Raw genomic sequence first — 12474 nt, forward strand, 5'->3', positions numbered from 1 at the left:
TCTGGTGAGGCTCGTTCAGAACATCCGGCGCAGGCGTGCAAGTGGGACTGTACGCAAAGTACGGAGGGTCTGACGCAACCAAACCAGATCATGCGTTCGTTTGCGCGCGGCAACGGGCGCTTTGGTCTTGCCGATATGCACGGCGAAATCCCGTGCCAGAGTTTCTTCATTGCCGATACCTTTGAGTTTTTTTATCAGCCTGCCGCCCTTGTAAAAGAGCACCGTCGGCGTGCCGGTCACGTTGGGGTGCTTGGGCGATTGGCTGGTGTCGAGCATGTAAATGTTGGCGCGCAGCCGGTAAGGCTCGGCAATCTGCCGAAAGATCGGCCCGGCCCATTCGCAGGCGGGGCAGTGTTCATTGGCGAAATAAAGAATGACCGGGCGCCAGGTTTTCAGGGCTTTGCGGTAAACCGGTGCCAGCGCAAAAGTTGTGTTTGAGGCGTTCATCGAATGATCCTTTTTTTCAACGAGCGAAAGGTGTGTTGACGTTAAAGGAACAAACGTGTCGGGGTCTACTGTCAGAAATTACAGGTGAGCTGCTTGACCACGGGATTAATCCCACAAAAACACCAGATAGCGCCGACAACCAATGCAGGAACCTCACAAGAAAGCGCGTGATAACCTCCATACATCGAGCCGAGCGCCACTTGGAGTGCTATTTTGAGCACCAACCAGAGCACTTCAAGGAGCACAGTTCATGACGCACATCGTTCTTTCTCATGTCGTAGCGAGTATTTCCGAATTGAAAAAAAATCCTATGGGTACAGTGGCTGCTGGTGGAGGGCGGTCAGTGGCGATCCTTAATCGAAACGAACCGGCTTTTTATTGCGTGCCCGCCAAAGAATACGAGGCAATGATGGAGCGCCTTGAGGATCTGGAACTGATCGCCCTCTGTAAGGAGCGAGAAAACGATCCGACCATCAAGGTTTCCATTGGTGACCTATGATCTGGAGTTTTCTGATAAGGCCTGGAAAGAGTGGGGAAAGCTTGGGTCGGAGCTCAGAGAGCAGTTCAAAAATAAACTTCTGGAAAGGCTGGCAAATCCGCACGTTCCGGCGGCTCGCCTGAAAGGGTTGAGTAACGCCTATAAAATCAAGCTTCGAAGCGCTGGATATCGGTTGGTCTATCGGGTCAGGGACGAGGTGCTGGTCGTTACGGTGATAGCGGTCGGGAAACGGCAGGGTGGTGATGTTTACAGGCAGGCTCTCAAGCGCTGACGCCGGTCTTGCTCAACTGTAACCCTGATTCGCACCATGACGACGCCATCCGACCCAATTTGGGAATGCTTTACCCCTTCTTCAACGATCGCAAGAAACCTCCTGCGTGCTGGAACGGACCGAGCGTTTGCTCTGCAAGTCCATATCTATTTGATAACCAAAGCATTCTCCGCAACTACAGATTTCTCCTGATTCCTGTGGCACACTTTCTGCTGTCTATTCCGTAGTAACAAACCGTGTTCCGGTATAGCGGAATAAACACAATTCTGGAGTGCTTGCCATGCATCGCCATCCTTCGTTATTCAAAGCGTGTGTTTTTGTTCTTGCAGCTTCTTCTTCGCTCGTCGGCCTGGCCCAAGCGGCTGACAGCAAGCTCGACAGTGTTCTGGCCCGTGGCAAGTTGATCGTGGGCACCGGCAGCACCAATGCGCCGTGGCACTTTCAGGGCGCGGACGGCAAGTTGCAGGGGTTTGATATCGACATCGCCAGGATCGTGGCCAAGGGCTTGTTCAATGACCCGAGCAAGGTCGAGTTCGTGGTGCAGTCATCCGACGCGCGCATTCCCAACCTGCTGACCGACAAGGTCGACATGAGCTGCCAGTTCATCACCGTCACCGCCAGCCGTGCGCAGCAAGTCGCGTTCACCTTGCCGTACTACCGCGAAGGTGTCGGCCTGCTGCTGCCGAACAACAGCAAGTACAAGGAAATCGAAGACCTGCAAGCGGCAGGCGATGACGTCACCGTTGCGGTACTGCAGAACGTATATGCCGAAGAGTTGGTGCATCAGGCATTGCCCAAGGCCAAAGTCGATCAGTACGACAGCGTCGACCTGATGTATCAGGCGGTGAACTCCGGCCGCGCCGACGCCGCCGCCACGGACCAGTCCTCGGTCAAATACCTGATGGTGCAGAACCCGGGCCGTTATCGCAGCCCGAGCTACGCCTGGAGTCCACAGACCTACGCCTGTGCGGTCAAACGCGGCGATCAGGACTGGCTGAACTTCGTCAACACCGCGCTGCATGAAGCCATGACCGGGGTTGAGTTCCCGACCTACGCCGCCTCCTTCAAGCAATGGTTCGGTGTCGATCTGCCGTCGCCCGCGATCGGTTTCCCAGTCGAATTCAAATGATCCCGTGAGAGTGGGGCGATTTAAGTCGCCCCGCTCAAGGTACTGCTGACCATGAACTATCAGTTGAACTTTGCCGCCGTGTGGCGCGATTTCGACACTTTGCTGGCGGGGCTCGGTCTGGGCTTGCAACTGGCGCTGGTGTCGATCGCCATCGGCTGCGTAATCGGCCTGCTGATGGCGTTTGCCTTGCTTTCCAGGCATCGCGCCTTGCGGGTGCTGGCCTCGGTGTACGTCACGGTGGTGCGTAATACGCCAATCCTGGTGTTGATTCTGTTGATCTACTTTGCACTGCCGAGCCTCGGGATTCGTCTGGACAAGATCCCTTCGTTCATCATCACCCTGTCGTTGTATGCCGGCGCGTACCTGACCGAAGTGTTCCGTGGCGGTTTGCTGAGCATCCCCAAAGGGCAACGCGAAGCGGGGCTGGCGATCGGCCTCGGCGAATGGCAGGTGAAGGCCTACGTCACCGTTCCGGTGATGCTGCGCAACGTCTTGCCGGCGCTCTCGAACAACTTCATTTCGCTGTTCAAGGACACTTCGCTGGCCGCTGCGATTGCAGTGCCGGAGCTGACTTATTACGCGCGCAAGATCAACGTCGAAAGCTACCGGGTGATCGAAACCTGGCTGGTGACCACGGCGTTGTATGTCGCGGCCTGTTACCTCATTGCCATGCTGCTGCGTTACCTCGAGCAGCGTCTGGCGATCCGCCGATAGGAGGCTGCGATGTACCAATCTCCCAGTTGGTTGCATGAATTGTGGGTCGCCCGCGAGCCGTTGTGGCAGGGCTTTCTGACCAGTGTGCAGGTTTCGGCGCTGGCCATTGTGCTCGGCACCGTGCTCGGTGTGGTTGCCGGTCTGGTACTGACTTACGGCAAATTCTGGATGCGCGCGCCGTTCCGCGTTTACGTCGATCTGATTCGCGGCACGCCGGTGTTCGTGCTGGTGCTGGCCTGCTTCTATATGGCCCCGGCGCTCGGTTGGCAGATCAGCGCGTTCCAGGCCGGTGCCCTGGGCCTGACGCTGTTCTGCGGCTCGCACGTCGCCGAAATCGTCCGTGGTGCGCTGCAAGCCTTGCCGCGCGGGCAGATGGAGGCGGGTAAAGCCATCGGCCTGACGTTCTACCAATCCCTCGGTTACGTGCTGTTGCCTCAGGCGCTGCGGCAGATCCTGCCGACCTGGGTCAACTCGTCCACCGAAATCGTCAAGGCTTCGACCTTGCTCTCGGTGATCGGCGTCGCCGAATTGCTGCTCAGCACGCAACAGGTCATCGCGCGGAACTTCATGACCCTGGAGTTTTACCTGTTCGCCGGTTTTCTGTTCTTCGTCATCAACTACGGCATCGAATTACTCGGCCGGCACATTGAAAAGCGGGTGGCCCTGCCATGACTCAAGCTCAAGTTGCTTCACAGGATCAGGCGCTGCTGGACATTCGCGGCCTGCACAAACAGTACGGCGCGGTGGAAGTGCTCAAGGGTGTCGACCTGAGCATGCAGCGCGGCAACGTGGTCACGCTGATCGGCTCCAGCGGTTCGGGCAAGACCACGCTGTTGCGTTGCGTGAACATGCTCGAAGAATTCCAGGGCGGGCAGATCCTGCTCGACGGCGAATCCATCGGCTACGACGAGGTCAACGGCAAACGCGTGCGTCATCCTGAAAAAGTCATTGCTCGCCATCGCGCGATGACCGGCATGGCCTTCCAGCAATTCAACCTTTTCCCGCACCTGACCGCGTTGCAGAACGTCACGTTGGGCCTGCTCAAAGTGAAGAAGATGCCCAAGGACGAAGCCGTGGTGCTCGCCGAAAAATGGCTGGAGCGCGTCGGCCTGCTGGAGCGGCGCAATCACTTTCCCGGCCAGTTGTCCGGCGGCCAGCAACAGCGCGTGGCCATCGCCCGGGCCATTGCGATGAACCCGAGCCTGATGCTCTTCGACGAAGTCACCTCGGCCCTCGACCCGGAGCTGGTCGGCGAGGTGCTCAACGTGATCAAGGGCCTGGCCGAGGACGGCATGACCATGTTGCTGGTGACCCACGAAATGCGATTTGCCTTCGAGGTCTCGGACAAGATCGTTTTCATGAATCAAGGGCGGATCGAAGAGCAGGGGCCTCCCAAGGAGCTGTTCGAACGCCCGCAATCGCCGCGTCTGGCGGAATTTCTCAAGAGCACGCGGTTTTGAATCTGTACTTTTGCAATCAGGAGAAACACCCATGAGCATTACGCGTTACGGCACCGGCAGCACCGCCGCCGGCGGCCAGCCTCGTCCATTCGCCCGCGCTGTCGAAGCGGATGGCTGGCTGCACGTGTCCGGTCAGGTACCGGCGGTGGATGGCGAGATCATTGTCGGTGGCATCGTCGAGCAGACCCACCAGACCATGAAGAACCTGATCGCGATTCTCGAAGAGGCCGGTTATGGGCTGGAAGACGTGGTCCGCGCCGGTGTGTGGCTGGACGATCCACGGGATTTCAGCAGCTTCAACAAGGTTTTCGCCGAGTATTTCAAACCCGAACACGCCCCGGCACGGGCGTGTGTGCAGGCGAGCATGATGGTCGATTGCAAGGTTGAGATCGACTGCATTGCCTACAAAAAAAGATCTGAGTGAAGCTTTCCCCTCACCCTAGCCCTCTCCCGGAGGGAGAGGGGACTGATCTTTATCGATGCAGAATCGACGTTTATCAGTGATTTATGCATCGATTCGATCAGGCTCCCTCTCCCTCCGGGAGAGGGCGGGGGGTGAGGGCAGCAATGTCACTGACACGGCACCAAGGGCCAGTTACCATCCGGCGACTTTGAATGGAAACCACTGAAATGACCGAAGACACCATCAAACGCCGGGCACGCGGTCTGGATCGGGCGTTCGATATCCTCGATTTTCTCAAGGAAATCGGCCAGCCCCTGCGCCCCAACGACATCGCCAACGGCATCGGCGGGCCGAAATCCACGGTGTACGAACTGGTCGCATCCCTGCTGGAACGGCGGATTCTGGAGCCGGTGGGCAAGGACGGTCACGTCTATCTGGGTCGCCAGTTGTACTTCCTGGGCCAGGCGCATCTGCGCCATTTCGACCTCAGCCGCGAGGCCGATCACGCCTTGCAGGAAATCGTCAGCCAGACCCGCGAAACCGCGCAGATGTGCCTGCTCAACGGACGCAAATACACGGTGGCGTTGATGAAAGAGGGCGAGCGGCATTTTCGCATCTCCTCCGACATCGGCGAGAACGCGCCGATCCCGTGGACCGCCTCCGGGCGTCTGCTGCTCGCGCATTTGAGCGATCAGCAGATCATCGACCTGATCGACGAGGACGACTACATCCTGCCCGACGGCGAGCGTCTGCCACTGGAACGCTTCCTGGCGGAGATCCGTCAGGCCGGCATCGACGGCTTCTTCTCCTTCGACAGCGTCGCCGACACCTTCACCCATTGCTTCGCCGCGCCGGTCAAAGACCCGCAAGGCGTGGCCATTTGCACGCTGTGCATCGTCGCTCCGCGGGCCGATGCGAAAAACAATTACAACGACTACCGCCGGGTATTGATCGAGAGCGCCAACAGCCTCGCCCGGCGGATCAACGAATAACCGCGGCTGCCTGCGGCCGCGACTGTGAGGATTGGACCATGACGACTGCCATCAACTCTGCCGTGGAAAAAGGCGACGCCGCCATCGGCGCGCAACTGACCCGCGACGTCAGCCTGCCGGCGCTGGTGCTGCACCGCGAGGCGCTGGAGCACAACATCCGCTGGATGCAGAAATTTGTCAGCGACAGCGGCGCGGAACTGGCGCCCCACGGCAAAACCAGCATGACCCCGGCACTGTTCAAGCGTCAGCTCGATGCCGGCGCCTGGGGCATCACCCTCGCCAGCGCCACCCAGACCCGCGCCGCTTATGCCCACGGCGTGCGCCGCGTGCTCATGGCGAATCAGTTGGTCGGCACGCCGAACATGGCGCTGATTGCCGATCTGCTCACCGATCCGACATTCGATTTCTATTGCATGGTCGATCATCCGGACAATGTCGCCGACCTCGGGGCTTACTTCGCTTCGCGGGGCGTGAAGCTCAATGTGATGATCGAATACGGCGTGGTCGGCGGCCGCTGCGGTTGCCGCAGCGAGGAGGAAGTCATCGAGCTGGCCAAGGCCATCGATGCGCAACCGGCGCTGGCCCTGACCGGTATCGAAGGTTACGAAGGTGTGATTCACGGCGATCACGCGGTCAGTGGCATTCGCGAGTTCGCCGCGTCGCTGGTACGGCTGGCAGTGCAACTGCAGGACAGCGGCGCTTTCGCGATCGCCAAACCGATCATCACCGCATCGGGTTCGGCCTGGTACGACCTGATTGCCGAATCCTTCGAAACACAGAACGCTGCTGGCCGATTCCTCAGCGTGTTGCGCCCGGGCAGTTACGTGGCGCACGACCATGGCATCTACAAAGAAGCGCAGTGCTGCGTGCTCGAGCGTCGCAGCGATCTGCACGAAGGCCTGCGCCCGGCGCTGGAAGTCTGGGCTCATGTGCAATCGTTGCCGGAACCGGGTTTTGCGGTGATCGCCCTGGGCAAACGTGACGTTGCATTCGATGCCGGTTTGCCGGTGCCGCTGTTGCGCTACAAGGCCGGCGTGGTGCCGGCGGTGGGGGATGATGTCGGTGCGTGCAAGGTCACGGCGGTGATGGATCAGCATGCATTCATGACCGTGGCACCGGGCGTTGAATTGCGCGTGGGCGACATCATTGCCTTCGGCACTTCGCACCCGTGCCTGACGTTCGACAAGTGGCGGGTGGGGTTGCTGGTGGATGAGCAGTTGGCGGTCATCGAGACCATGGAGACTTGTTTCTAAGGCTTGAGATTGCGTTGCGGCGGCAATTCGCGAGCAGGCTCGCTCCCACAAGGACAATGCGCTCCATTGTGGGAGCGAGCCTGCTCGCGAAAACGTGCGGACAGCCACCACCGAACCACCAGAGATAACACTCGATGAAAATCCTTCGCAACACCCCGCGCATCGCCCTGATCGGCGAGTGCATGATCGAACTGCAGCAGCGCGCCGACGGCAGTCTGCAGCAAAGCTTCGGTGGCGATACCCTCAACACAGCGGTGTATCTGTCCCGCGCGCTGGGCGACAACGCGCAAGTCGACTACGTCACCGCGCTGGGCGATGACAGTTTCAGCGACGCCATGTGCCGGATCTGGCGCAGCGAAGGCATCGGCCTCGATCTGGTGCAGCGCCTGCCCGGTCGGCTGCCCGGTTTGTATTGCATCCAGACCGACGCCAACGGCGAGCGGCGTTTCCTGTACTGGCGTAACGAAGCGGCGGTGCGCGATTGCTTCACCACTCCTGCGGCCGAGCCGATCCTCGCGGCGTTGCCGCACTACGACGTGCTGTATTTCAGCGGCATCACCCTCGCCGTACTCGGCATGCAAGGCCGCGCCCGCCTGATCAAGACGTTGAGCGAAGCCCGACGACGCGATGCGCGCATTGTGTTCGACAACAACTACCGCCCACGTCTCTGGGCGTCGGTGGAAGAGGCGCGGGCGGCGTATCGCAGCGTCTTGCCTTATGTCGATCTGGCGTTGCTGACCGTGGAAGACGAACAGGCGCTGTTCGGTTTCGCCGATTGCGCCGAGGTGTTCGCGACGTATGCGCAGATTGGCACGCCAGAAGTAGTGCTCAAGCGTGGCGCCGAGGCGTGTCTGATTCGTTGTGAGGGGCAGGCGTTTGAAGTACCCGCGCAGAAGGTCGACAGGGTTGTCGACACCACGGCGGCGGGGGACTCGTTCAGCGCGGCGTATCTGGCCAGGCGTTTGCTCGGCGGCACGCCGGCAGAAGCAGCGCAGGCCGGGCATGAATTGGCCAGCCGGGTGATACAGGTGCCCGGAGCGCTGATCCCCAGGTAATCAGAGAATGGCCGCTTGCTGCGCAATCGGTTCGCGAGCAGGCTCGCTCCCACAATGAAAACCCGGTCGAAGTGTGGGAGCGAGCCTGCTCGCGAAGAAGCCCGGCAGCCAGCTGGTCAATCGCGATAAAACACCTGCACCAGGTGATAACCAAACTTGCTCTTGATCGGTCCATGTACGGTGCGCAGCGGTTTCTTGAAGATCACCGCGTCAATCGCACCGACCATCTGCCCCGGGCGCACTTCGCCCAGGTCGCCGCCGCGTTTGCCGGACGGGCAGGTGGAAAACTTCTTCGCCAGCACATCGAACGCTTCGCCCTTGGCGATGCGCTGTTTGAGTTGTTCGGCCTCTTCGGCGGTTTTCACCAGAATGTGGCGGGCTTGAGCTTTCATCGTGCGATACCTGATAACGGGTGACAGCGGGGCGCGCGATTATGCCTCAAGTCACGGGGTCGGGTTGCTCAACTTGCGGATCTTGCTCGCCAGCACTTCGAGAACAAAAGGCTTGGCGACCATGTCCATGCCCTCTTCAAGAAAGCCCTGACGCTCGGCCGCGATTTGCGCGTAACCGGTCATGAACAGCACTTTCAGGTCCGGTCGATGCTGACGAGCGATCTCCGCCAACTGGCGACCGTTCATGCCGGGCAGCCCAACATCGGTGACGAGCAGATCGACGCGTTGTACGGATTCGAGCAAGGGCAGGGCGGCCTGGGCGTTCTCCGCCTCGACGGTTTTATAGCCCAGCTCCTTGAGCAGATCGAGAACCAGCATGCGCACCGCCGGGTCATCTTCGACCACGATCGCAGTTTCGCCATTGGATGAAGCAGCAATCGGTTCGGCAGTCTCGACAGATGAGGTTTCCGGCGCGGGCTCAAGCAAGCGCGGCAAGTACAGGCGCACACAAGTGCCTTGCCCCGGCACGCTGTCGAGGCTGACGTGACCGCCGGACTGCTGGGCGAAACCGTAGATCATCGACAGCCCGAGCCCGGTGCCCTGGCCGATCGGCTTGGTGGTAAAGAACGGGTCGAACGCCTTGGAACGGATTGACGGCGTCATGCCGGTGCCGTTATCGCTGACCGCGAGCATGACGTATTCCCCGGCCTTCACTGGCTCGAGAATGGTCACGTCGCTGCTGTCGAGATACACGTTGGCGGTCTGGATCAGCAACGTGCCACCGTCCGGCATCGCATCGCGGGCGTTGATCACCAGATTGAGCAGGGCGTTTTCCAGCTGACTGACGTCGGTGCTCACCGGCCAGACATCTTCGGGCAGGCGCAGTTGCAGCTCGATCGGATCGCCCTTGGTGCGGCGGATCAGGTCTTCCAGCGAGTGCACCAGTTCATTGACGTTAAGTTGCTTGCGGTCCAGCGACTGGCGCCGCGAGAACGCCAGCAAGCGATGGGTCAGGGCCGCCGCGCGATTGGCCGATGACACTGCCGCTTCGGTGAAACGGCCGATCTCGTCGGCGCGACCATTGGCGATGTAGCGCTGCATCAAATCCAGACTGCCGATGATGCCGGTGAGCATGTTGTTGAAATCGTGAGCGATACCGCCGGTGAGCTGGCCGACCGCTTCCATCTTCTGCGCGTGGCGCAAGGCATCTTCGGCGCGCTCGCGTTCGAACATCTCGTTCTGCAAGCGCTCGTTGGCCTGAGCCAGTTGCTCGGTGCGGGCGCTGACCCGCTCTTCGAGGGTCTCGTTGAGATTGCGCAGGGCTTCTTCGGTTTTTTTGCGCTCGGTCTCGTCGATGACAAAGATGTAGAAGCCGTTGACTGCACCGTCCGCGCCATGGCGGGGCAGATAGTTCATCAAGGCGTGGCGGATGCTGCCATCGCGGTGTGGGGTGTAGAAGCTGAAGGAGCAGGAGCGTCCGGCCAGCGCTTCGGCGATGTAAGGCGCACGGAGGAAATACGCCTCTTCGCCGATGACTTCGCGGATCGTACGCCCGTACAACTCCTGTGGAGTCAGGCCGTACCAGTCGAGATAGGCCGCGTTGTTCAGGCGGAAACGCTCTTCGGCGTCGACGTAGCTGATCAGTATCGGCATCGCATTGATGATCAACTGCAATTCGGTCTGGCTCTGCCGCAGCGCCTGTTCCGTATGTTTGCGTTCGGTCAGATCCAGCGCCGCGCCGAGAAAGCGCATCGGCCGGCCATGATGATCCTTGTAGCAACGTCCGCGCGCGAACACCCAGCGCAGCGTGCCATCGGCCTGCAACAAGCGATATTCCTCAGCGTATTCGGTGCCGTGGGTGATGCAATGCTTGATGCCGCGCGCGACCATGGCGCGGTCTTCGGGGTGTACGCCGTGCAGGTAATCGCTGATCGGCAATTGCCCGGCTCTGGCCGGATCGACGCCGTGCAGTTCGGCAAAGTGCGCATCAGCAATGAACCGGTCTTCGCCAATATCCCAGTCCCAGGTGCCGACCGCATCGGTCGCCGCCAGAGCCAATTGCAGGCGCTCTTCGGATTGACGTTGGGCCTTGAGGCTTTCCTCGGAGCGCCGCTGCAATTCCAGGGCAATGCGCCGGCGTTCGTTGGTTTCGATGGCGGTGATCAGAATCCCCGCCACCTGTGCGGTTTCATCGCGAATCGGGCTGTAGGTCAGATCCAGCCAGAAATCGGTTTTCTTGCCGTCGCGTTGCACGCTGAACCGCTGCTCGCTGAAGCTGCGCACCTGGCCCTGGAGCACCGCCTGATAAATCGGCTCGGAAAAATCCCGCACTTCCGGCCAGACCTCATGCGTCGGCCGCCCGAACGCTTCGGGATGTTTGCTGCCGGCGAGCAGGGCAAAACCATTGTTGTAGATCTGCGTCAGCTCAGGGCCCCATAACAGCAACATCGGCATCGGCGAATGGAGCACGATATCCACTGCCGTGCGCAGGCTCTGCGGCCAGGTGCCCGCGGCGCCCAGCGGGCTGCGGCTCCAGTCGGTGCGGGCAATAAGGGCCTGAGCGTCATCGGTGGTGGGTACAGCATTCATGTTTCAATCCTGAGCGTGGTTCGGTGAGACGGCGTCTATCATTGTTGCAGGAGCCGCGCCAAGCGTAGGCCAAATCTGCTCATTCAATGCTTCGCGGGTGCTTTCAGCCATGGAAATCGATGCACTGTTGTCAATATTGTCGCAAAAAAACGGTTCGGATCTGTTCCTCTCCACCGGCGCAGCGCCGAGCGCGCGCATTGATGGTGTGCTGACGGCGCTCAGCGATCAGCCATTCAAACCCGGCGAAACCGCGGCCATCGCCACCTCCCTGATGGACGCCGAGCAGCGCCGGGAGTTCGACCGGGATCTGGAAATGAACCTGGCAATCTCCCGAGCGGGCGTCGGCCGGTTCCGGGTCAACATATTCAAGCAGCGCAACGACGTTTCGATCGTGATCCGCAACGTCAAGGTCGACATTCCGCGGTTCGAGGATCTCAAATTGCCGCCAGTGCTGCTGGAAACGGTGATGCTCAAGCGAGGGTTGATTCTGTTTGTCGGCGCCACCAGTTCGGGCAAGTCGACTTCGCTGGCGGCATTGATCGATCATCGCAACCGCCACAGTGCCGGGCACATCGTGACCATCGAAGACCCGATCGAATATATCCATCGGCACAAGCGCTCGATCATCAATCAGCGTGAGGTCGGCGTCGATACGCGCAGCTTCCATGCGGCCCTGAAAAACACCCTGCGCCAGGCACCGGATGTTGTATTGATCGGCGAAATCCGTGATCGCGAAACCATGGAACATGCGCTCTCGTTTGCCGATACAGGGCATCTGGTGTTGTCGACATTACATGCGACCAATGCCAATCAGGCGCTCGATCGAATTATCAATATGTTTCCCGAGGAAAAGCGCGAGCAGCTCTTGCAGACATTGGGCAATAACCTCAAGGCATGTGTCTCGCAGCGTCTGGTTCGCACTGTCGACGGGCAAAGGCGCGCGGCAGTCGAGATTCTTCTGGGCACGCCGACCATCGCCGATCTGGTCCGCCGCGGTCAGTTCGAGGAACTCAAACCGATAATGGAAAAATCAACCGAACTGGGTATGCAGACATTTGACGCGGCGCTGTTTGCCCTGGTCGCAGAAGGCGCCATCAACGAGCAGGAAGCATTGAAAAATGCCGATTCGGTGAATAACCTGAAGTTGCGAATCAAACTTCAGCACGATCAGGCGGGCGTTAAAGATACAGGTGCTGGCGAGTGGGGTTTGATGGATTGATTTGGTGTCTTCGGTTGCGCCGACTACTTCGCGCGGCAACAACGTTTAATA

14 protein-coding genes are annotated in these 12474 nt (G+C 59.8%); 11 read left to right on the forward strand and 3 right to left on the reverse strand.

Annotated elements, in window-relative coordinates:
* Positions 1–15: 15 nt before the first annotated feature.
* Positions 16–447 carry a thioredoxin family protein gene (locus tag GXB78_RS02970; protein ID WP_329514096.1) on the reverse strand — a complete coding sequence of 144 codons (432 nt, stop codon included), beginning with the start codon at positions 445–447 and terminating at the stop codon, positions 16–18.
* 250 nt (positions 448–697) lie between these two features.
* Between GXB78_RS02970 and GXB78_RS02975 the strand changes: the two genes are divergently transcribed.
* From GXB78_RS02975 to GXB78_RS03020, 10 genes are all read left to right on the forward strand, one after another.
* Positions 698–946, forward strand: coding sequence for a type II toxin-antitoxin system Phd/YefM family antitoxin (locus GXB78_RS02975; RefSeq protein ID WP_329514097.1), 249 nt, complete (start codon positions 698–700; stop codon positions 944–946).
* Positions 936–1217 carry a type II toxin-antitoxin system RelE family toxin gene (locus GXB78_RS02980; RefSeq protein WP_329514098.1) on the forward strand — a complete coding sequence of 94 codons (282 nt, stop codon included), beginning with the start codon at positions 936–938 and terminating at the stop codon, positions 1215–1217. The genes GXB78_RS02975 and GXB78_RS02980 overlap by 11 nt, the downstream gene beginning before the upstream one ends.
* A gap of 280 nt (positions 1218–1497) precedes the next feature.
* The gene (locus tag GXB78_RS02985) at positions 1498–2346 is read left to right on the forward strand and encodes a transporter substrate-binding domain-containing protein (protein ID WP_329514099.1); all 849 of its coding nucleotides are present in this window, start codon (positions 1498–1500) and stop codon (positions 2344–2346) included.
* 51 nt (positions 2347–2397) lie between these two features.
* Positions 2398–3060: an amino acid ABC transporter permease gene (locus tag GXB78_RS02990; RefSeq protein ID WP_126362776.1), complete on the forward strand. Its 663-nt coding sequence runs from the start codon at positions 2398–2400 to the stop codon at positions 3058–3060.
* Between the two features lie 9 nt (positions 3061–3069).
* Positions 3070–3732, forward strand: coding sequence for an amino acid ABC transporter permease (locus tag GXB78_RS02995; RefSeq protein ID WP_329514100.1), 663 nt, complete (start codon positions 3070–3072; stop codon positions 3730–3732).
* On the forward strand, positions 3729–4520 hold the full coding sequence (locus GXB78_RS03000) for an amino acid ABC transporter ATP-binding protein (protein WP_329514102.1): 792 nt from the start codon (positions 3729–3731) through the stop codon (positions 4518–4520). Before GXB78_RS02995 ends, GXB78_RS03000 begins: the two co-directional genes overlap by 4 nt.
* Positions 4521–4551: 31 nt before the next feature.
* Positions 4552–4944: a RidA family protein gene (locus GXB78_RS03005; protein ID WP_329514103.1), complete on the forward strand. Its 393-nt coding sequence runs from the start codon at positions 4552–4554 to the stop codon at positions 4942–4944.
* Between the two features lie 206 nt (positions 4945–5150).
* Positions 5151–5915: an IclR family transcriptional regulator gene (locus GXB78_RS03010; RefSeq protein ID WP_041478714.1), complete on the forward strand. Its 765-nt coding sequence runs from the start codon at positions 5151–5153 to the stop codon at positions 5913–5915.
* Positions 5916–5953: 38 nt separating this feature from the next.
* A complete protein-coding gene (locus GXB78_RS03015; protein WP_329514104.1) occupies positions 5954–7168 on the forward strand; it encodes an amino acid deaminase in 1215 nt (404 codons plus the stop codon).
* A gap of 134 nt (positions 7169–7302) precedes the next feature.
* Positions 7303–8223, forward strand: coding sequence for a sugar kinase (locus GXB78_RS03020; protein WP_329514105.1), 921 nt, complete (start codon positions 7303–7305; stop codon positions 8221–8223).
* Between the two features lie 116 nt (positions 8224–8339).
* Here GXB78_RS03020 and GXB78_RS03025 read toward each other — a convergent pair whose 3' ends face one another.
* Together GXB78_RS03025 and GXB78_RS03030 are read right to left on the reverse strand one after the other, a co-directional pair.
* Positions 8340–8615 carry a peptidylprolyl isomerase gene (locus tag GXB78_RS03025; protein WP_007912322.1) on the reverse strand — a complete coding sequence of 92 codons (276 nt, stop codon included), beginning with the start codon at positions 8613–8615 and terminating at the stop codon, positions 8340–8342.
* A 51-nt stretch (positions 8616–8666) separates the two neighbouring features.
* Entirely contained in the window at positions 8667–11204 is a 2538-nt protein-coding gene (locus GXB78_RS03030; protein ID WP_329514108.1) for a PAS domain-containing hybrid sensor histidine kinase/response regulator, read from the reverse strand.
* Between the two features lie 109 nt (positions 11205–11313).
* On the opposite strand from GXB78_RS03030, the gene GXB78_RS03035 reads away from it, so the two are divergent.
* Complete coding sequence (locus GXB78_RS03035; protein ID WP_329514109.1) at positions 11314–12423, forward strand: PilT/PilU family type 4a pilus ATPase; 1110 nt, start codon at positions 11314–11316, stop codon at positions 12421–12423.
* Positions 12424–12474: the final 51 nt, after the last annotated feature.

Origin of the sequence: Pseudomonas moraviensis subsp. stanleyae, from assembly GCF_036283065.1 — a bacterium.
In the GTDB taxonomy this organism is placed as follows: Bacteria; Pseudomonadota; Gammaproteobacteria; order Pseudomonadales; family Pseudomonadaceae; genus Aquipseudomonas; species Aquipseudomonas stanleyae.